Below are 20050 nucleotides of genomic sequence, written 5' to 3'. Positions count from 1 at the left end.
CCTGCCTATTAACGCGCAGTTTATAGCCGGCCTCAACTGCAATCTGTAACAGAGTGAGACCACGGGCTAGATAAAGCGGCTGAGAAAGGCCTGCGTCCGCGGATGCTGTGGATTGCCAATCACCTGTTCTGGCGCGCCCTGCTCCACCACCACGCCGCCATCCATAAATACCACACGATCGGCTGCTTCACGCGCAAAACCAATTTCATGCGTGACCACAATCATGGTTAGGCCTTGATCGGCTAAGGTCCGCATGGTGGCTAGCACTTCGCCAACCAACTCAGGATCGAGCGCCGAGGTGGGCTCATCAAATAGCATCAGCGCCGGTTTTATCGCCAGCGCACGAGCAATGGCCACGCGCTGCTGCTGCCCGCCTGAAAGATGACGCGGCCAGGCATCCGCTTTATCACTCAGTCCCACCGTAGCGAGCAGTTCGCGTGCATGCTTTAGCGCGTCTTGCCGTGGAAACTTGTGCACGCCAATCGGCGCCTCAATGATATTTTGCAGCACCGTCATATGCGGATAGAGATTGAACTGCTGAAATACCATGCCAATTTTCTGACGCTGATGCGCAATTTTACGCGCCGATAAACGGTGCAAGATGCCACGTTTAAGTTCGTAACCGATCTGATCCTCACCAACCATGATCGAACCGGCATTCATGTCCTCCAGATGGTTAATGCAGCGCAGGAAAGTCGATTTACCCGAACCTGACGGCCCCAGAATCACCACCACTTCGCCAGGAAACACATCGAGATCAATGCCTTTCAGCACTTCATTATCGCCATAACTCTTCTGCACATTACGTGCTCGCACCAGCGGCTGAACCTGATTCATACATCCTCCTTCAACCGCTGTGCGACGGCCGGGGTTTGATCGTTTGCCACGCTGCGGCGTTTATTCATCACTCTGCGCGTAGTGCCGCGTGCGTAGTAACGTTCAATCGCGGATTGGCCCACGTTGAGAATAGAGGTGATAAACAGATACCAAATCACCGCCACCATCAGCATCGGGATAATTTCAAAGGTGCGGTTATAGACAGCCTGCACCGAATACAGCAGATCGCCCATGGCGATCACGCTCACCAGCGACGTGGCTTTGATCATGCTGATCAGCTGATTGCCCGTCGGTGGAATAATCGAACGCATCGCCTGTGGGATAATGACCCGGCGTAACGCACGGCTGCGGCTCATGCCAAACGCCTGCGTGGTTTCCACCTGACCGTTATCCACTGATAGCAAGCCCGCGCGAATGATTTCGGCCATGTACGCCGCTTCATTGAGCGCCAGCCCGGCAATCGCGGCGGTGAGTGGCGTAATCAGATCGTTGGTGTTCCAGCTGGCAAAGGTGATATCCGTCCAGGGAACACTGATTGAAAGTGTAGGAAATAGCGTCGACAGGTTGTACCAGAAAATCAGTTGCACCAGCAGCGGCGTACCGCGGAAAAACCAGATATAGAGCGACGCTATGCCACTCAGCAATCTGTTTTCCGATAGTCGCCAGACACCGAGTAACAATCCCAGTAGCGTGCCGAGAATCATCGACACCACCGTCAAGCCAAGCGTGACCTGAAGCCCCTTCATTACCGAACCTTCGGTAAACCACTGCAGCACCACTTTCCATTCGAAATTGGGGTTAGTCGCCACCAGCCAGAGGAAATCAGCGGCGATAACCAGCACCACAATCCATGAGATCCAGCGCCCATACGTGGGTGCACTGCGGGCGAAAGCCACATCGCGCTGCTGCACGTCGGCCTTATCCCTGGCTCGCGAATTGTTGGTGATGAGACTCATTTTGCTGCCCCTTGCGCCAGATTACGACCTGGTTGCTGTAATACGTTACCGTCTAGTTTCCACTTCTTCATGATCGCCGCGTAAGTGCCGTTGCTAAACAGCTCTTTGTACGCGTCCAGTACCACGTTCCCCAGTTCCGAACCTTTCGGCACCACGGTGCCCTGGAAAATATCGCCAAAGCCGTTTTTCTTGCCTTTGCCCGATAATTCCAGTTGACCGTTAGCCTGCTCGATAAAGTAAGTCAGCGGCGCCTGTGATGAGAAGAACGCATCGGAACGTTTAGACCGAACGGCTAAAATCGACGAAGGCTGATCGGTAAACGATTGCACGACCACTGCCGGTTTACCCGCCGCAACACAGGCATCTGACTGCTTGCGAATCACCTGTTCAGCTGAACCGGCTGCCATTACCGCAATGCGCTTGCCGCAGGTATCTTCCAGCCCGTTGATCTTTGACGGATTACCTTTCTGTACGCCAAACACCACAAACTCCTGCACAAAATCGATAAAGTCGACCTTCTGCTGACGATCCGGATAATCACCAATGGGGCCAATCGCCATTTGATAGCGGCCAGAATTGATGCCGGTGAGCACACCGGATAGCCCGCTCACGGTTGCATGCTCTATCTTCACGCCCAACAGCTGCGCCAGCGCTTCGGTCAGATCGGCGGATGCGCCGTCCATTGTGTGCGGCCCATTAACGATTTCATACGGAGGAAAAGATCCGTTATTTACTGAGATCATCTTTCCACTGCGCTTAATTTCCGCTGGCAGGCGATCGTGCAGTGCCTGATCCATTTTTTGCGCAGGAATAGCCTCCGCGGCCTGAGCGAAACAGGCCGTCAGACCTAATGAAAGCGCGATGGCGGTAGCAAAAGTTTTCATCAGTCGATTCCCCAGCATTCAAAGTGGTTTAAGTTCAGGACGCGCAAAACAGCGATTTTCCAGCACCGGCAGCACACTGCGCGCATAGGCGATGCGCTGTGGATCGAGATCGGCAAACACCAGTGCGGCCGATTCAGGTGCTTTGGCTATCGCTACGCCGAGGGGATCGATCACCAGGCTGTTACCGATATTGCGTGGACCACATTCGCCCACCGCCACCATGTAACAGGTATTTTCCAGCGCCCGCGCTGTGGTCAGTAACTCCCAATGCATCTCTTTCAGCGGGCCTTTCACCCACGCGGCCGGCAGCACCAACACCTCGGCGCCATCCAGCACTAAACGGCGCGCCAGCTCCGGGAAGCGCACGTCATAACAGGTCATCAGGCCCACTTTCATGCCGGCTACTTCGACCAGCGGCGGAATTTCTCGTCCGGGGTTAACACGCTGTGACTCCTGCATGGCAAAAGCATCGTACAGATGCAGCTTGACGTACTTTGCGATGATTTCACCGTTGCGGATGGCGATCAGCACGTTGAGCGCTTTCTCTCCTTCGGTCGGCACATGCACGCTCATCATGGTGGTGAGCATGTTGCCTTTGCTGACAGCCAGCAGCTGCGTAACGAAAGGACCATCAAGCGGCTGCGCGGCTTTCAGTACCAGATCGGGATCGGCGATATCGCGCGCCAGCACGCCCTCTGGCAGTACCAGCAGATCCGCGCCACCCGCCAGCGCCTTATTCATCAATCCGATGCAAATATCGGTGTTTTCTTGCCATTCACGGCTGACGGCAAATTGCCCCATTGCGACTTTCATGATTATTCTCCTCGTGCCGCCGCCGGAAAGATCGCCTCTGGCGTTAGCAATGTTTTCGTTAGGCTTTGCTGGAATAGCTCATTAGCAAAGTCGGCAATCATCTTTTTGTTAGCGGCAAAGCCGTTTTGATTCCAGTCGGCAGGTAATTCCTGCGCGGTACGTCGCAAATCATCCAGCAGCCACGGCGTGGTATCCGCGTATTTTTCGCGCTTCTTCATCCACATATGGTAGGAGCGATCGATAATCTCGCTCAGTGCCTGGGGCAGCCAGGGATGCGCGTCTGCCAATGCAGGTTTTATTGCCAGGATATGAATGCCTGGCACGTAACCAACACGATTAAAGTAGTCACGCTCAGCAGCGGCGAAATCTAGCTGCAGCTGGCGCAGCCCTGAATCGGCAAGGAAAAAACCTTCAGGCATAAACGGCGTGAATACCGCATCCAGCTCGCCCGTTTTCAGCAGGTCGATCAGTGGACGCTCCCCCGGCGCTGGCTCGATGCGACCCGGACGACCAAAACCGGCCAGGCGATCGACAATCGGATGTTCCGCCGTCAAACGCCCGGCAAACCAGTAGGCATCATCGATCTCAACACCCGCTTCACGCAGTACGGTGCGCGTCCAGGTGTTGCCGGAATCCTGCCATCCCGTCACGCCAATCTTTTTACCCTTCAACTGTGCAGGCGAAGTAAGCGGGCTTTCACGCGTGGTGATGATGCAGCGCTGACGGAAACCGCGCATGAGAAAATGGGGTAGTCCCAGCAATGAGGAGTCCCCTTTCGCGCGGGCCTGAGCAAAGCGGCTGAACGACACTTCACCCGCATCATATTGATCGCTGGTTGCCAGGTTATCAACCAATGTGCCCACGCGATCAATTTCCAGCGAAAACCCTTCTGGCTTGATGTCGCCAAGTGCCAGCGGGGTGAAGTAGTCCCAGTCACGCACCGCCAGTCTAATGGTTACCATAGTTATGCTTTCCCCGTCTGTTTTGCCAGCCTTACAGCTGTGATGGTTTTTGCAGCAAATAGTGCTTGAATTTGAGTCTAAAACGCGAATACTAATCTGAACAATCTATTATTTGTTACTGAACAAAGGATTTTCTTATGACGCAAATTGTGGATTTGCCGTGGCTGAGTCAGCACATCACTGACGCTTCGGTGAAAGGCATTACGCATGCCACATCAACCTTGATTCGCGATGGCGAGATTGCTGTGGGCATGCAAATGCCAGCCGTGCGTGAGCTGGCAGAACGATTGGGGGTGAGTCCGGCCACCGTGTCGGCGGCCTGGGCGCAGCTAAAAAAGCAGAAAGTGCTGGCGGGGAAAGGCCGCAGCGGCGTATGGGTGAGCGGCAATAGTGTGATGCCGCGCCCTATACGTTTTGAGAAAATTGGCAATTACGGTGAAAATGTTCGGGCATCATTGGCAATGGCTTCGCCCGATCCGTCCCTGCTGCCAGATCTGCGTCAGGCGATGCTGGCAGGCCTTGCCTCCCCTCAGTTGAACAGCTATCAACGTGAGGCGATTTCCCCCCAGTTGCAGACCGCGATTACGCCACGTTGGCCTTATCCCGCTGAAGCCTGGCTGGCAACCGATGGCGGATTTGATGCCATGAATCTGATTGTGCAAACGTTGCTATCACCAGGAGATCGCGTGGTCATTGAAGATCCTACCGCCACACGTCTGCTGGATATTCTCGACAATATCGGTGCGGAAATTCTGCCGCTGCCGTGCGATGAACAAGGACCGATAGCCACCGCTCTCGCTACGCTGCTGCAAAAATCTCCGGCGATGTTTATCTATCAGCCCCGTACCCATTCAGCCACCGGACACAGCGTCAGCCAGCGGCGTAGCGCCGAGTTAGCCCGCGTGCTGGCGAACAGCACAACTATCATCGTGGAGGACGATGGAATTGGCGATCTATCGAGATGGCCAGTATGGAGCCTTGGCTTCCACTACCCCGAGCGCGTGCTGCACGTACACTCGTTTTCCAAAGCGTATGGCCCGGATTTGCGTCTGGCGGTGCTGTCTGGTACTTCAGAAATGGTGAAACGTTTACAGGCCTGGCGTAACTTTGGCGTTAGCTGGACCAGCCGTATTCTGCAGGATGCCGTGGCGTGGATGCTCAATGATGAAGATACTCAGCAGCGTGTTCAGCATGCGAAGCTCACCTATGCGCAGCGTCGTCAACAATTGCTGGCCGCGTTGGCGAAACGAGGACTTCTCCTCGAGGAACGCGATGGATTGAGCGTGTGGATCCCCGTGCAATCTGAACAGTACGCGATGATCACGCTGGCAGCACGTGGCATTGCCGTGCTGCCAGGCGAACGCTGTAGTATCAATAGCAGGCAATTCATTCGCGTCAGCGCGGCGCTGCTACCTTTCGCACAACTTGACAGTATCGCCGACGCCATCGTGATTGCCAGCGGCCGTGAACTCAATCTTAGCTCAGAGCTTTAATGTGGTAGCGCGGAGACTCCACATAGCCTTCGCGTGCATAGAACTGATTAGCTTTAAGGCGTGAAGAGTGGCAATGCACTTCCATACGGTCACAGCCGTGCGAACGCGCCAGCTGTTCAGCATGATTCAACAACTGCTGGCCACTCCCCTTACTGCGCTCGCCTTCGGCAATACAGAAATAGCTAATGCGGGCAAAATCGCCGGCCAATGCCAGTTGAGGAATAAAATGAAGTGAAAGAAAACCCAAGACCTGGCTGCCATGTTCAGCGACCAGCAATATTTCGTCTGGATGATGACAAAGCTGCTCCAGACGCTTATCAATAAACCCTTCCGTCGCGCTGTAGCCTAATTCGGTTAGCAACGCACTCAACGCAAAACTGTCTTTTGCCTCTGCCTGACGTATGTTCATCCTGCCTCCTGACATTTCCCTGAGCAGTTATATAGCGTTGCCAGCGAAAAATCTGCAAGTAAGGATTGTTGTAGGGTTGTTACGGGAATTATCTGTGAGATGCGCCGCAGAATCTGCCTTGTCATAGTAACGTCATGTCGGCTTAAGGCTGGCTTAATCTGGGACTGCCATGCTGTGGAAAATCACTCTCTGAGGCAAGAAAATGAAGAATCTGGTTCCACATGATTTTAACGAGTTAATGGCGCTCAGCGTCAGTACGCTCGCCGTGGTTGCATGGATGATTCTCTGGTGGCAGGCATAAAAAAAAACCCGCCATTAGGCGGGTTTTCAGAATTCGAACTGTTAATTACAGTGCGATAACGTTAGCAGCTGATGGGCCTTTAGCGCCGTCAGTGATTTCGAACTCAACGCGTTGACCTTCAGCCAGAGTTTTGAAACCGTTGCTGTTGATAGCAGAGAAGTGTACGAACACATCTTTGCTGCCATCTTCTGGAGTAATGAAACCGAAGCCTTTCGACTCATTAAACCACTTTACGTTACCTTTGATCTTAGACATCTATATTACCTTTACATGAAAAAAGGACACTAAACTGTGTCGACGTCTAGTACAGCAATTGCGGTGACATTTGTCCAGTGCGATTTGATGAAAAAGTGATAAATATTGATTTTTTGCGTCCTGATCACACTTTCTGCGCATCGCTAACGCTTAAAACTCCACCCTCAACCAGGCAAAGTAAACGTTGCCGTTATTGTGCGTTCCAGGAATATACGTCATCTGGAACGTCGCAGGTCCATATCCGATTGATGCCAAAGGTAAAATAAAGGGAACGGGAATATATTTCCAATTATCCCTCGCCGTCACGCCTACGGTATAACCTGCGCCCAGATGAAAATCTTGATTGTTTAAGGGGCGCCAGGTGGCCTCCCAGCCGTAGCCGGTTATCGGCTCCCATTTGTTAAAAGAGTCTTTAAATGCCATGGCATAGATGCCGTGCCAATTACCCTTTTCATCCCAGCGCGATACACCAGCACCCGCGCCCCAGGGACGTTCATTGTATTTTTTGATGTGTCTGTCGTCGTAAGTCCAACGATTATGCCAGGTGATTGCAGGTAAATAAAAATCGTAATTCTGCGGTTGTGACCATGTTTGGGAAACATTGTCGCTGAAAGTACTCCAGCCAGATTTAACGGCTTGCGATGTGGTTTCTGCTGATGCCGAAAACGAGACCGATGAGGTCAAAATACAACCCAACAGGGCTGCAGAAATTTGCCGATTCACAACGATATTTCCTATGGGTCATTCTAAAACTTCAGCCCCACAGCGATGAGGTTTTCGTCTACATGCAGAACTGAGTTTTTATTTTAATGTGCTGAAAGTGTATTAAAAAAAAGACGCCACTCTCTCCAGGCCTTTTCTTGTTTCTTAAACATTCGAGCGGTTAATTTTGCCTTAAGAAGAAGAAGTGATTTGAAATGGCAGGTAAACGAATGAGTGATGTGGCTTTATGTACAAAAAATGCAAACTCTGAGAAACGGTCACATGGTGCAACCATATTGTATTCAACAAGTTAGAGAGAATTATTCACGCGCAGAATAAATTAATAAAATTTACCATTTGAACTCAGCGCACGAATAAGATAAATCTCGACTTTCCAGGACGGAGAGGGAAGGAACAAAGATGACGATTCGTTGCAGCCGCTGTGGTTGCGCTAAATTCTTTTACACTTCATACCATCGTGAAAAGGTGGATTTGCCAGACCATCATGGGGCCTGTTGTGCACAATGTTATAAGCCGCTGAATCTCGCCGATATCTGTGAATTGGTGATGGACGATCAGAATGCCACTAAAGCCTGTGCCGAATAAAGCATGAAGGCACCCGAAGGTGCCTGTCTATATCAGAAGATAAGTTTAAATACGCCGGTTAAAGTTAATAACCCAACGATGAAGATGATGGCTATGACCCACAGGATTATTTTCATTGTTCGCTCCTTCTTGTATGAAAAATAAGGTATCTGTTATCCAGTATAGATGATGATTCTGGTTTCGCTTCCCGCCTTAAACGTGCCCATGCCTATTAACGCCGCTGCGCTTGTCTGAAAATTAATTTCTGCGAGACAGGTCGCAGCGTTCAATTTTCATCCGCCTTGTTAGTGCATTTACCGCCTATCCACAGTCTAAACTTATAGCGCCTGAAGAGGCCTCAATTGTTATCAATGCCTACGTAACAAGGAGATGATTATGAGCACAATTAATACCAGCATGGGGCGTTATAGCCTTAAGGCAAAGGATTACGGCAACCACATAAGTGGCAGCATTGCCATCAACGACGAAGGTGGTACGCAACTCACCATGCAGGAGTTTGAAGAGCATTATCTTGACGATGTCGTCAACAATGTCATTTACCCTATCACGGGTGGGAACCGTGAAATCACGCGTGCACTGCGCGATCAAATGGTCAAAGCGGGCTTCGAACAGCCGCACTGAGTTTTTGGGCCACAGCTTGTGGCCCTTTACTTAATTTGCTGACTTGCGGTTATCGCCGTTTTCGTCGCAGGATGCGTTATTGACCATGATAAGGAGATTAACCGCGTGAGTACTCAACATCGCATTCCCCCTTCCCACCTGCATCAGTTTGTTCAAGCCATTTGGCTCCATGCTGGCAGCAGCGCGCAAGAAGCTCAATTAGTGGCTGAACACCTGGTTGCCGCAAACCTGGCGGGACATGATTCGCACGGCATCGGCATGATCCCAAGCTATATGAACTCGCTGGCGCAAGGCTTCCTGCAGCTGAACCAACACCCAACTGTCGAAAAAGATGCTGGCGCGGTACTGACGCTTCATGCTAACAACGGGTTTGGTCAGGTTGCTGCATATGAGGCGATGCAGCTTGGCATTGAGCGTGCAGCCAAATTGGGCATCGCAGCAGTGGGACTCCATCATTCGCATCATATTGGTCGCATCGGTCATTGGGCGGAACAGTGCGCCGCAGCGGGTTTTGTCTCTTTCCATTTCGTGAACGTGATGGGCGATCCGATGGTTGCCCCTTATAACGGCAGCGATAGACGTTTTGGCACCAATCCCTTCTGTGCAATTTTCCCGCGCCGTAATACCAAACCCCTGTTGCTCGATTTCGCCACCAGCGGTATCGCCTTCGGTAAGACTCGGGTGGCGTGGAACAAAGAGCAGCAGGTTGCGCCGGGTTATCTGATCGATCATCAGGGCAAACCGACCACGGAACCGGGCGTAATGCACCAGGCACCTTATGGTTCGCTGATGCCGTTTGGTCTGCACAAAGGTTATGCGCTGGCGACGATGTGTGAAATTTTCGGCGGCGCGCTGTCGGGCGGTCGCACCACGCATGATGCGACGCTGGTCACCAGTCATGATGCCATTTTCAACTGCATGACAACCATTATTGTGAACCCGGAGGCGTTTGATGCACCAGCCATGCAAGAAGAGGCTGAATCATTCCTCGATTGGGTGAAACAGTCACCTCAAAGTGGCAATGAAGCCATTCAGGTGCCCGGTGAATGGGAAGAACATAACAGAGTGGCGCGCTATCGCGACGGTATTCCGCTTGATAACAACAGTTGGCAGCAAATCTGTGCAGCGGCGCTGCAAGCGGGTATGCCTCAGGAAGAACTCGCGGCTTTCCGTGCGCTAACGCAGTAAACGGCGCAAGGCTGAGGCGCGCAGCCTCAGCCTGAATGCTTATATAACGCTGGCCAGCAGCAAACATCCCACCAAACCACACACAGAAATGATGGTTTCCAGCGCTGACCATGAGCGGAAGGTTTCGCCGATGGTCAGGTTGAAATACTCTTTGAAGAGCCAGAAACCCGGATCGTTCACATGCGAGAAAATGACGCTGCCTGAGCCAACGGCAATCACCATCAATTCTGGGCTGGCACCACTGGTAACAATTAGCGGTGCGACAATCCCGCCTGCGGTGATCGCCGCAACGGTAGCCGATCCCAACGCAATGCGCAGCACGGCGGCAATCGACCACGCCATAAAGATCGGCGACAAATTGGTTGCATGCATCATATTAGCGATGTATTTATCCACACCGCTGTCCACCAGCACCTGTTTAAACGCCCCGCCGCCGCCAATAATCAGCAGCATCATGGCGATAATTTTAATGGAATCTGTAATGGTAGCCATCACCTCATCCATGCTGCGTCCACGGTTTAGCCCGAAGGTAAAGATGGCAATCAGTACCGCGATCAATGTAGCCATAATCGGGTCGCCGAAAAACTCCGCATAAGGCAACAGCACGTGACCTTTTGGCAACAGCATTTCCGCCACCGCACGCAATGCCATAAGTACTACGGGCATCAATGCTGTCCAGACGCTGACGCCAAATCCTGGCATCTCTGCCTCGGTAAAAGTTTTCGGATTCCACAATCCTTCCGGGATCGGTTTATCAATTCCTTTCAGGAAACGTGCATAAACCGGACCAGCAAGAATCACGGTAGGAATACCCAGCAGCGTACCGTAGAGCAGCGTTTTACCCATATCTGCGTTAAACAGTGTGGCAATCGCTGTTGGACCCGGATGCGGTGGCAGGAAACCGTGCGTGACGGAGAGTGCCGCCGCCATCGGTACCCCCACGTACAGTAAAGGAACTCGCGCGGAGGCGGCGATGCTGAATACCAGCGGCAACATCAGCACAAAGCCCACTTCATAGAACAATGCAAAGCCCACGGTGAAGCCCGTTAGCACCAGCGCCCACTGAATATGCTTCTGCCCGAATTTGGCAATCAGCGTGGTGGCAATACGTTGCGCCCCGCCGCAATCTGCCAGCAGTTTTCCCAGCATCGCACCAAAGCCCATGATCAACGCCAGACTGCCCAGGGTACCGCCTACCCCGTTTTTAATCGAGATAATAACTTTATTGACCGGCATGCCCTGCATCACGCCCACGGCCAGCGCGACCAGAATCAGCGCAATAAATCCGTTCAGTTTGAAACGGATCATCAGCAGCAGCAGTAACGCTACGCCAATCGCCACATAGAGTAATGGCATAATTTTTCTCCACTTTTGCGCACGGTAATCTACCGGCAGCGGTTTATTTTGGTTATCCCAGAGGATGTTGGATACAGCAGCGTGCGGGATGAATAATCACCACGGCCACGATGTTACGGGTATCATGTTAAGGGTAACATTGTGCACAAAGCACCTGGCGCAGCGGCGGAATTTCTGTTTTGCGAAGGTGATCAACTTTTTGCCTGTGCGTTATCAGAATGTTTGCAGCGGGAGTGTCACGGCTTTTCGTTACACTAGGGTCTTTCGCCATTTAAGAAGGACATGCAGGTGAGTGAGAATCTGATCGCGTTGTACAGTAATCAACAAACCCTGTTTGGTCGCGGCAGTATCGACCAGTTAATTCCCCTGCTGGCAGCCGATACTCAGCCAACGCTGCTGTTTTGCGGTCGCTCTTTCCTCAACGGTCCGGCCTGGGCGCGCCTGGGCGCTGCGCTGAACGATCGGATTATCGGCTATGAGATTGTCAGCCATGAAGCCTCGCCGGATGAGATCGACGCCTGGGTGCGGCGCTGGCGCGGTCACGTTGATCGTGTGGTGGCGATTGGCGGCGGCAGCGTACTGGATGCCGCCAAAGCTTTCAGCGCGATGATGCAACATCCACTCAACACGGCGCGCTATCTGGAGAAAGTCGGTGATACCCCGGTGCAAGCCGTAACCTTACCGCTGATCGCCATTCCCACCACCGCGGGCACCGGCAGCGAAGCCACGCAAAATGCCGTCGTCACCGATCAGCAACACATTCAGGTCAAAGCCTCGCTGCGTCATCCGGTATTTGTGCCACAGGTGGCGATTCTCGATCCCGATCTGCTAAAGGGCGCGCCGGATAGCGTGTTGGCAACCTGCGCTATTGATGCCTTTACCCATTTATTTGAAGCTTATCTGTCACGCAAAGGTAATTTATTTACCCAGCAAACCGCGTTAAATGGGCTGCAGCTGTTCTTCAAAGCCTGGCCGGATTTGAATCGTGACGATGAGCGTGGGGATACTGCACGCGAGGCGATGATGATGGCATCATGGTTGGGTGGCGTGTGTCTGAGCAGTGCCGGTTTGGGCGTGATCCACGGTATTGCTGGTGAACTGGGAGCGATTAAACCCTTTCATCACGGCGAAGTCTGCGGACGCTTACTCTTCCCATTCCTCGATGTGCTGGCGGAAACCGAACATGCTGAACAGCAGCGTTTGATGGCACAACTCGGTCAGCTGCTGCTTCCAGACGATCCGGCTCCGCCGGCATTAGCGTTGAAAGCCTGGATTCAACAGCACGCGATTGTGCCTTTCTGGCTTGATGGACCAACGCTCTCTGCCAGCGACGTTGAATGGATCGTGACGCGCGCCAACAGCAAAAACGGCTGGATCAGCTACGATGCCCCCACATTAATGGAGATGATCGCCGCAGCCTGGCGCATTATTTAAGTGATAGCGGGCAGCCGATGCTGCCCGTTTAATCATTAGCCGGTAAACGGGGCTTTGCCCGCCAGCATTTGCTCAATCACCTGTAAAACCCCCTCTTCATTGTTGCTGGGCGCTTCGAAGCGTGCCGAGTTTTTCACCTTCTGTGGCGCATTCGCCATCGCAAAGCTAAAGCCCGACTGCTGCAGCATTTCGAGGTCGTTACCGCCATCACCAAACACCAAAATTTCACTGCGTTCGATGCCCCAGCGCTTGCCCAGCAGATCAAGCCCGTGGCCCTTATGGTTGCCGGGCACAATCAAATCCACCGAACCGTGTCCACTTGAGGTCGCGGCGGCTGCGCCATGATGCAGGCGTTCGATGTCCGCCATCAGCGGTTCCACATAATCATCTGACAAATTTAGCGCGAACTTGAACAGCTTATCATTGGCCACTTCATCCAAACTGCGGATAGGCTTCAGCCGATGGCAGTAGTGACGCATTTTCACCAGCCATGATTCATCAAGACCATCGAAGTAGTACGCACTTTCACGTCCGCACAGGATGTAGCGCAGTTCGGGATAATTGCCGTTGTGCAGCGTATCCAGCACCGCATCAATGTCCTGTCGTGAGAAAGCACCGCAGAACAACTCTTCATCACGATCGATAATCCATGCGCCGTTCTCCGCCACAAAGGCTATTTCACTGGCAATCTCAGGGAAGAAGGATTTGAGTTGGTAATATTGGTTGCCGCTGGCCACGACAAATTTGATACCGCGCCGTTTCATTTCCTGATAGCAGGCGTTAAAACGCGTGCGGTTGAACTGTTTTTTGTCATTGAGGAAGGTGCCGTCTTTGTCCACCGCCACCATTTTTACCACGGTCATCATCACTCCTTAACGTATAGAAAGGAAAAACGGGTCGGATAGAGAATAACCTGGTGAGCGGATAAAGCGGAGAGAAACACGGATGGCCGCGGCCATCCGTTTGCAAACGTTAGTTGAAAGCGCCGTTGAGCAAAATGGCAGTGATGATGCCAGTTGCTGCCGCTACCAACACATAATTACCATCGATATATGCCCAATGTTCGCCGCGTGGCGGCTCATAAAGACCGCGATTGCGCCAGTCATCTACGCGATAGTGCGGTCCGCGAAACTCTGGTGGCGCAGGGTAGCCGCGACGGAAGTCATGACCGCCCCAGGCAAAGCGATCGCCGCCATGATGGCCTTCCGGCATGCGATGTTCAGCATAATGATCGTGACGATCGGGGCCCGGGCCGCGATCGTGATGGTCGCCACGATCCGGTCCACGGTTATCGCCACGATCGGGACCGCGTCCGTGATCCTGATGTTGATCGCCGCCGTGTGACTGCCAGCGTTGATCGCCAGGGCCATCCGCCCATGAGGCGCCAGAAAACAGTGTGCTGCATGTAATAAGTGACGCAATAAGAGTTAATGTTGTTTTTTTCATGGTGTTGCCTCCAATAATAACGGCGGTTGCTGTGCCGTTGAGCATTACTATTGATTAAATGGAGGCGGAAAAGCATTTCCAAAATTCTTAAAAAACGAAGACTTACAAGAAATTACGTCAAATTATCACTTTCTTAACGATTGTGTATTCTTTGACATTAATTCATTAAATGAAGTACGCAGGCATGTAATCGTAATAGCCGGTGGAATAAAAAATCCCGACCACAAGGATCGGGAGGATAATTCATTTCCGTAAATGACATAAAAGGGTAAACCCTGCAAACATGAGGGTAAAACTGAAGCACACAACGCCACATCACTAGCATTGCCGATAAATAATATCATTTAAAATTGAAAAACTCTGTTGAAACGTGCTGATTTTCAGAAAAATACGCAAAAACTCATCAAAGGTAAGAAATAACATTTATCGCGAGAGAATCGGCATCAAATAAGGTCTGTGCTCTGACCAGCCCCTCGTGCATGAAGAAAACCAAATTAGACTGCTGGTGCCAGCATAAGATAAAAAACAATAAAATCAACAAAATGAATGTAAGCCATCACTTACCTTCGCTTTCCCCTTTCAAAGTTTAGCGTTATTCATTAATGAACTCAGTATTAATAAGATAGAATCACTCCTAAGAAAGATTAATGCACAACAGTGATTACTATCGCACTTAATATTACGTATGTTGTGCAGTGCTTTAATACGTCGACGTGATTTTCCACCTTATTTAAGGAGAAAGATCTCATGGAAAGAATATTAGTCAGCGCCTGCCTCATGGGATATGCAGTCCGTTATAATGCCAGTGATAAAGCCTTGATATCAGAAACGCTAGTGCGCTGGCGTGCTGAACAGCGCCTGATCATTCACTGCCCAGAGCTGGCCGCCGGTTTGAACACGCCACGTTTACCCGCCGAAATTCGGGGTGGTAGCGCAGCGCACGTTTTATCCGGAGCGGCGCGCATTGTTGAATCAGATGGTCATGATGTCACCCAACACTATATTTTGGCGGCGTGGTTAGCGCTGCGCACAGCGCAGGAGGCGAACTGTCGTTTTGCTCTGCTTACCGATGGCAGCCCGACTTGCGGTAGTCGACGCATTTATGACGGTAGCTTTAGCGGCCAGCAGCTAGCCGGTCAGGGTGTTGCGGCAGCATTATTGCGCCAGTACGGCATTGAAGTCTTCGCTGAATCACAGCTTGCTGAACTCATTCATCGTGTGGATGATGCGGACAAATGTCGCGTTGTCGATGCAGGATGACGTACCAATGCCGCGGCAGGCCGAATGGGGCGCCGCACCAGTTCACCGCTGCAATTAGGACAGCGCTGCGCCAGCCTCCCTTCCGCACACGTCACGCAGAAGGTGCATTCAAACGAACAGATGCGTGCATCAGATGCATCCGGCGGCAGATCTTTATCGCAGCATTCGCAGTTAGGGCGTAGTTCCAGCATCATTTTCTCCCGTTCATTTCCAGCCTCTATCTTCACTAGAATCACGCTTAGGTACCAGTCAGCGTACAGACATCAGATAGCCAAATTGGGACATCAGGTGTCCGCTATCGCTACAAAACATTTGTGACCTGTCTCGCACTCCGCTTCTTCCCTGCTTGCTGCTCGAGGTAGAATAAAACATCATTTAAATGTTCACAAAAATGAAGATTAAGCATGAGTAAAGGTTTTATCAAAAAAGAAGGTCTCGCCTTAGTCAGTCTGGCTCGCTATTTATTCAGGCTCAAACCCGGCGACCGTTTGAAAACCATTGATGTGCTGTCCAGTGAACTGGCGCTCTCTGTGGGCGTAGTGCAGAACGCGCTGAAGAGTCTTGAAGCGGCCCAGTGCGTCACGCTGGATCGCCGCGGACGCAACGGCACGGTGCTTAGCAAGATGGATTTTCCTCTGCTGCTTGAGCAGGCCGATATCGGCAACATTTTGTGTGCAATGCCGCTGCCTTATACCCGACTCTACGAAGGGTTAGCCAGCGCCATTAAAACGCAGTTCAGTGGTTACCCGCTCTATTTTGCTCACATGCGTGGTGCTGAAGTGCGTATCGATTGCTTAATCGATGGCGTCTACGACATGGCGGTAGTTTCACATCTGGCAGCGGAAAGTTATTTGCAACAGGGCGACGTCACGGCGGTGCTGAATTTTGGTTCCGGTAGCTACGTGGCCGGTCACCAGCTGCTCTACCGCAAAGGCAGTAAAGCCAGCATTCGCCGCGTCGGCATTGATCCACGCTCGCCGGATCAGCGCCTGCTCACTGAACGCGTCTTTGCAGGACAAGAATTTGAACGCGTTTCGCTGCCTTATAACCTGACGCTGGCAGCGCTACAGCGGGGCGATATTGATGCCGCGATTTGGAATATAACAGACGAAGCGGCAGAAGGATTAGTGCAGGAACCGATTGAGTGTGCCGATGCAATGAAAGCCTCTGAAGCGGTGCTGCTGATTCATAACGAGGCAAAAGTGATTCAACATTTAGTGCAGTCGCTGATTGATATTCCACAGCTGCTGCGTCATCAACAAGATGTCGCGCTTGGCATCAGGGAACCGAGTTATTAGCAGGTATCAAAATGGAAACACGTTTACAGATTTTACACGACGCGCAGGTTATCGATAAGGATGTCTATCACGGCATGCTGGCGGTAATTGCGCGACTGGAGCAGCACTGGAATCTGCATATCCGCCATGCGCAGGGAGAAATGATGATTACGCACATGGCCAACGCCATGATGCGAGCACGCCAGGGCGATATTATCCCGGCGATCGACGCTGAGATTTTAGCGGAGATCACCCGTTCCGACTTTCACGCCAACATCCAGGAAATGCATCACGATTTGCTCAGCCTCTTTGCTTTTACCGTTCCAGAGTATGAGCAAGGCTATCTGCTTGCCAACCTCTATGGACTGGTACTGGCGCAACAATAAAGCGCAGCGTGATGTTATTTACACCATAAATATTCAAAAAAATGAAAATAAAGGACGTTATTGATGTTCCTTAATGCGCTGGAAAAACAAAATCCAGCCCTGATGGAAGCCGCGCTACGTTTTTGGCAGCGCGGCGAAATCCGCCCCGACAGTTATGTGATTGATGTCGATCAGGTGCTGGAAAACGCCAGATTGTTGCACGCTACCGCTGCACACTATGGTCTTAAACTCTATCTGATGAGCAAGCAGTTTGGACGTAATCCACTGTTGTGCAAGCTGATTTTACAACAGGGCTTTCACGGCATTGTCGCCGTGGATTTCAAGGAGGCCCAGCAACTGTGGCAGCACGGTTTACCGGTAGCCCATGTGGGTCATCTGGTGCAGTTGCCAGAACAGCTGATTGATTATGCCGTGGCACAACGCCCAGAGGTCATCACTGTTTACAGCCTCGAGAAGGCAGAGAGCATTGCCGCCGCCGCACGTCGCCATAATCATATCCAGCCGCTGCTCCTAAAAGTGGTCGATCAGGGTGATGTGGTTTATCCCAATCAGGAAGCCGGTTTTACGCTAGCCGAATTGCCAGCCGTGTTGACGCACCTGCAGGCGATTGAGGGGATCACCATCATCGGCGTTACCCATTTCCCCTGCATGGCATTCTGCGATGCGGCGCAACAAACGCGCCCCACTCCCAATCTGCAAACCTTACTGACCGCCAAAACGCTGCTAAAGCAACACGGCATTGCCGTGCAGCATGTTAACGCGCCTTCCGCCAGTAGCGTATCGACGTTGCCGCTGCTTGCCGCTCACGGCGTAACGCATGCCGAACCGGGCCATGCGCTTACCGGCACGCTGCCGGCCAATCAGCACGGCGACGGCGCGGAGAAAATCGCCATGCTCTATCTCTCCGAAATCTCGCATAACCATCAGGAGAGCAGCTATTGCTACGGCGGCGGCCACTATCGTCGCAGTCATATGCAGCGCGCTGCGGTATGGCATCAAGGTTGGCAGCACTGCGCAGTGAAAGCGATTGACAGTGACAGCATTGATTACACCTTACCGCTGGCCGGTCATTGGCCGATTGGCAGCGCCGTCGTGATGTGCTTCCGCACCCAGATATTTGTGACACGCAGCGACGTAGCGTTAATCGGGGGAATTAGCCACGGCAACCCCCGGCTGCTCGGCTTGTTCGACAGCCTTGGCAACGCACTGCAAGAGGCGACAAATGAATAAATTTTTGGTGCTGGTTATCGACAGTTTTGGCGTGGGTGCCATGGAAGATGTCGCCAAAGTACGTCCACAAGATATCGGCGCAAATACCTGCGGCCACATTCTGCAAACTTTTCCCGCGCTGCGTCTGCCGGCGCTGGAAAAACTGGGGCTGATTAACGCGCTGCATATGGCTGCGCCTGACTTCAACGATAGCGTTATGCGGGCCAATCCCGCGGCAGCGTTCGGTGTGGCGCAGTTGCAGCATGAAGGCGGCGACACTTTCATGGGTCATCAGGAGATCATGGGCACGCTCCCCTTGCCGCCGGTGCGCATGCCTTTCTCCAGCGTCATCGACAATGTGAAAGCAGCGTTAATCCACGCGGGGTATCAGGTTGAGCAGCAACGCGTCAGCGGTTTATCTCTGCTTTGGGTTAATGATGCTGTCGCGATTGGTGACAGAACTCGAAGCTGATTTAGGTCAGGTGTTTAATATTTGCGCAAATCTATCCGCAATATCTTTTAGCGACGTAGAAAGCATTGGCCGCATTGTTCGGGCACAGGTGGAAGTGGGTCGCGTTATTGCCTACGGCGGATTGCTGGAGAGCAGCGCGCAGATCCTCGCAGCCATTGAAACTAAGCAAGATACCTACATTGGTATCAACAGCCCGAAGGCGGGGGTTTACCAGCACGGTTTCCAGGTGGTGCATCTCGGTTACGGTGTGGATGCCAGTACCCAAGTGCCACAGCAATTACATCAGCAAGGCATCCCCACCGTGTTGGTGGGCAAGGTGGCGGACATCGTTGAGAACCCGCACGGTCGCAACTATCAGCGTCTGGTCGATTCACAAACCATTCTGGATATCACCGCCGAAGAGATGCAGCGCCCAGAAGCTGCTTTTATCTGCACCAACATTCAGGAAACCGATCTTGCAGAGCACGCCGAGGATGCGGCGCGCTATGCGGAACGGCTGACACTGGTCGACAACGCCCTTACCAGCCTAATCATGCAGATGGATAGCAGCGACTGCCTGGTGGTGATGGCTGACCACGGCAACGATCCCACCGTCGGCCACAGCAAACATACTCGCGAGCAAGTCCCGCTTTTAGTTTATCGCCCAGGCCAGCAGGCTTGCGCGCTCGGTATACGCAGCACCTTGTCTGATGTCGGTGCCACCGTGTGTGAATTTTTCCATGCTCGCGCACCGCAAAACGGCCGCGCGTTTCTGGCGGCGCTTAATGCCACCAGACTTCTATCAGCTTAATCAAACCAGGTGACAACCATGATCAACATTGCCATTGGCGGACAGTTAAACAAAAACGAAATCAAAGAGTGTCTGGAGAAGTTCGGAAAGGACAAGTTCAGCGCCCATATCTTCACCGACATGGATGCAGCGATGAAGGTAAAAATCGGTAGCTATGACTACTACCTCGGTGCTTGTCAGAGCGGTGCAGGTGGCGCGTTGGCCATGGCGTATGCGCTGCTTGGCCGCGATAAATGCGCCACCATCGCCAATGCCCTCACACAGCCCAGCGAAGAGAAAGTTGCGCAGCTGCTGGCGAGTGGTACCAAAGCCTTTGGTTTTACCAACGATCGCGCCGAAAACGCCGTGAAAGCGTTCGTTGCGGCACTACTAAACGCATAAAAACAGGGGCCG

General features: G+C 52.3%; 21 protein-coding genes and 2 pseudogenes. 11 read left to right on the top strand and 12 right to left on the bottom strand.

Annotation, left to right across the window (positions count from 1 at the left end; genetic code table 11):
- Positions 1-66: 66 nt before the first annotated feature.
- The 5 genes from ACIP6T_RS01505 to ACIP6T_RS01485 are packed head-to-tail and all read right to left on the bottom strand — an operon-like array spanning position 67 to position 4452.
- Entirely contained in the window at positions 67-837 is a 771-nt protein-coding gene (locus tag ACIP6T_RS01505; protein WP_097094600.1) for an amino acid ABC transporter ATP-binding protein, read from the bottom strand.
- Positions 834-1793, bottom strand: a complete 960-nt coding sequence (locus tag ACIP6T_RS01500) for an amino acid ABC transporter permease (protein ID WP_345827093.1) — start codon at positions 1791-1793, stop codon at positions 834-836. The genes ACIP6T_RS01505 and ACIP6T_RS01500 overlap by 4 nt, the downstream gene beginning before the upstream one ends.
- Positions 1790-2677, bottom strand: coding sequence for an ABC transporter substrate-binding protein (locus ACIP6T_RS01495; protein ID WP_097097573.1), 888 nt, complete (start codon positions 2675-2677; stop codon positions 1790-1792). The genes ACIP6T_RS01500 and ACIP6T_RS01495 overlap by 4 nt, the downstream gene beginning before the upstream one ends.
- A gap of 18 nt (positions 2678-2695) precedes the next feature.
- Entirely contained in the window at positions 2696-3490 is a 795-nt protein-coding gene (locus tag ACIP6T_RS01490) for a deaminated glutathione amidase (RefSeq protein WP_097094602.1), read from the bottom strand.
- 2 nt (positions 3491-3492) lie between these two features.
- Positions 3493-4452 carry a nitrate ABC transporter substrate-binding protein gene (locus tag ACIP6T_RS01485; protein WP_400455009.1) on the bottom strand — a complete coding sequence of 320 codons (960 nt, stop codon included), beginning with the start codon at positions 4450-4452 and terminating at the stop codon, positions 3493-3495.
- Between the two features lie 137 nt (positions 4453-4589).
- Here ACIP6T_RS01485 and ACIP6T_RS01480 point away from each other — a divergent pair, with 137 nt between their 5' ends.
- Positions 4590-5945 carry a PLP-dependent aminotransferase family protein gene (locus ACIP6T_RS01480; RefSeq protein WP_400455007.1) on the top strand — a complete coding sequence of 452 codons (1356 nt, stop codon included), beginning with the start codon at positions 4590-4592 and terminating at the stop codon, positions 5943-5945.
- Here ACIP6T_RS01480 and ACIP6T_RS01475 read toward each other — a convergent pair.
- From ACIP6T_RS01475 to pagP, 3 genes are all read right to left on the bottom strand, one after another.
- Entirely contained in the window at positions 5929-6354 is a 426-nt protein-coding gene (locus tag ACIP6T_RS01475; RefSeq protein WP_097094605.1) for a GNAT family N-acetyltransferase, read from the bottom strand. The genes ACIP6T_RS01480 and ACIP6T_RS01475 overlap by 17 nt on opposite strands.
- Positions 6355-6700: 346 nt before the next feature.
- Complete coding sequence (gene cspE, locus ACIP6T_RS01470; RefSeq protein ID WP_007890714.1) at positions 6701-6910, bottom strand: transcription antiterminator/RNA stability regulator CspE; 210 nt, start codon at positions 6908-6910, stop codon at positions 6701-6703.
- Between the two features lie 150 nt (positions 6911-7060).
- Complete coding sequence (gene pagP, locus ACIP6T_RS01465; RefSeq protein WP_097094606.1) at positions 7061-7633, bottom strand: lipid IV(A) palmitoyltransferase PagP; 573 nt, start codon at positions 7631-7633, stop codon at positions 7061-7063.
- 399 nt (positions 7634-8032) lie between these two features.
- Between pagP and ACIP6T_RS01460 the strand changes: the two genes are divergently transcribed.
- The 3 genes from ACIP6T_RS01460 (at position 8033) to ACIP6T_RS01450 (ending at position 10027) form a co-directional block, all read left to right on the top strand.
- On the top strand, positions 8033-8218 hold the full coding sequence (locus tag ACIP6T_RS01460) for a hypothetical protein (RefSeq protein WP_097094607.1): 186 nt from the start codon (positions 8033-8035) through the stop codon (positions 8216-8218).
- A 375-nt stretch (positions 8219-8593) separates the two neighbouring features.
- Complete coding sequence (locus ACIP6T_RS01455) at positions 8594-8839, top strand: hypothetical protein (RefSeq protein WP_007890717.1); 246 nt, start codon at positions 8594-8596, stop codon at positions 8837-8839.
- A gap of 105 nt (positions 8840-8944) precedes the next feature.
- Positions 8945-10027 (top strand): malate/lactate/ureidoglycolate dehydrogenase, encoded by a 1083-nt coding sequence (locus ACIP6T_RS01450; protein ID WP_400455003.1) that lies wholly within the window; start codon positions 8945-8947, stop codon positions 10025-10027.
- Between the two features lie 39 nt (positions 10028-10066).
- Here the strand turns inward: ACIP6T_RS01450 and gntT are convergent, their stop codons facing one another.
- Positions 10067-11383: a gluconate transporter gene (gntT, locus tag ACIP6T_RS01445; RefSeq protein ID WP_400455001.1), complete on the bottom strand. Its 1317-nt coding sequence runs from the start codon at positions 11381-11383 to the stop codon at positions 10067-10069.
- A gap of 124 nt (positions 11384-11507) precedes the next feature.
- Here gntT and ACIP6T_RS01440 point away from each other — a divergent pair.
- A pseudogene (locus tag ACIP6T_RS01440) lies at positions 11508-12817 on the top strand (iron-containing alcohol dehydrogenase).
- A 35-nt stretch (positions 12818-12852) separates the two neighbouring features.
- On the opposite strand, the gene ACIP6T_RS01435 reads toward ACIP6T_RS01440, so the two are convergent.
- Both ACIP6T_RS01435 and ACIP6T_RS01430 read right to left on the bottom strand, forming a co-directional pair.
- Entirely contained in the window at positions 12853-13680 is an 828-nt protein-coding gene (locus ACIP6T_RS01435) for a Cof-type HAD-IIB family hydrolase (protein WP_400454998.1), read from the bottom strand.
- Between the two features lie 109 nt (positions 13681-13789).
- The gene (locus ACIP6T_RS01430; RefSeq protein ID WP_097097574.1) at positions 13790-14263 is read right to left on the bottom strand and encodes an RcnB family protein; all 474 of its coding nucleotides are present in this window, start codon (positions 14261-14263) and stop codon (positions 13790-13792) included.
- Positions 14264-15010: 747 nt separating this feature from the next.
- Between ACIP6T_RS01430 and ACIP6T_RS01425 the strand changes: the two genes are divergently transcribed.
- Positions 15011-15523, top strand: coding sequence for a DUF523 domain-containing protein (locus tag ACIP6T_RS01425; RefSeq protein WP_345827098.1), 513 nt, complete (start codon positions 15011-15013; stop codon positions 15521-15523).
- On the opposite strand, the gene ACIP6T_RS01420 is transcribed toward ACIP6T_RS01425, so the two are convergent.
- Entirely contained in the window at positions 15475-15714 is a 240-nt protein-coding gene (locus ACIP6T_RS01420; RefSeq protein ID WP_097097575.1) for a DUF1272 domain-containing protein, read from the bottom strand. The two genes, ACIP6T_RS01425 and ACIP6T_RS01420, sit on opposite strands and share 49 nt — an antisense overlap.
- Positions 15715-15927: 213 nt before the next feature.
- On the opposite strand from ACIP6T_RS01420, the gene yhfZ reads away from it, so the two are divergent.
- The 5 genes and pseudogenes from yhfZ to ACIP6T_RS01395 all read left to right on the top strand — a co-directional run bounded on the left by yhfZ (position 15928) and on the right by ACIP6T_RS01395 (position 20038).
- The gene (gene yhfZ, locus ACIP6T_RS01415; protein ID WP_400454996.1) at positions 15928-16821 is read left to right on the top strand and encodes a GntR family transcriptional regulator YhfZ; all 894 of its coding nucleotides are present in this window, start codon (positions 15928-15930) and stop codon (positions 16819-16821) included.
- A gap of 11 nt (positions 16822-16832) precedes the next feature.
- Positions 16833-17186: a PRD domain-containing protein gene (locus ACIP6T_RS01410; protein WP_400454994.1), complete on the top strand. Its 354-nt coding sequence runs from the start codon at positions 16833-16835 to the stop codon at positions 17184-17186.
- Between the two features lie 63 nt (positions 17187-17249).
- Positions 17250-18416: a YhfX family PLP-dependent enzyme gene (locus ACIP6T_RS01405; RefSeq protein ID WP_400454991.1), complete on the top strand. Its 1167-nt coding sequence runs from the start codon at positions 17250-17252 to the stop codon at positions 18414-18416.
- Positions 18409-19657, top strand: a pseudogene (locus ACIP6T_RS01400) (phosphopentomutase). The gene ACIP6T_RS01405 and the pseudogene ACIP6T_RS01400 overlap by 8 nt, the downstream one beginning before the upstream one ends.
- Before the next feature lie 18 nt (positions 19658-19675).
- Complete coding sequence (locus ACIP6T_RS01395; protein WP_097094616.1) at positions 19676-20038, top strand: DUF2620 domain-containing protein; 363 nt, start codon at positions 19676-19678, stop codon at positions 20036-20038.
- Positions 20039-20050 lie beyond the last annotated feature (12 nt).

The sequence above is a fragment of the Pantoea sp. NPDC088449 genome (genome assembly GCF_044753225.1).
Taxonomy (GTDB): Bacteria; Pseudomonadota; Gammaproteobacteria; order Enterobacterales; family Enterobacteriaceae; genus Pantoea; species Pantoea floridensis.
The sequence above is the reverse complement of the archived record's forward strand: the minus strand, read 5'-3'. Positions and strand labels throughout refer to the sequence as shown.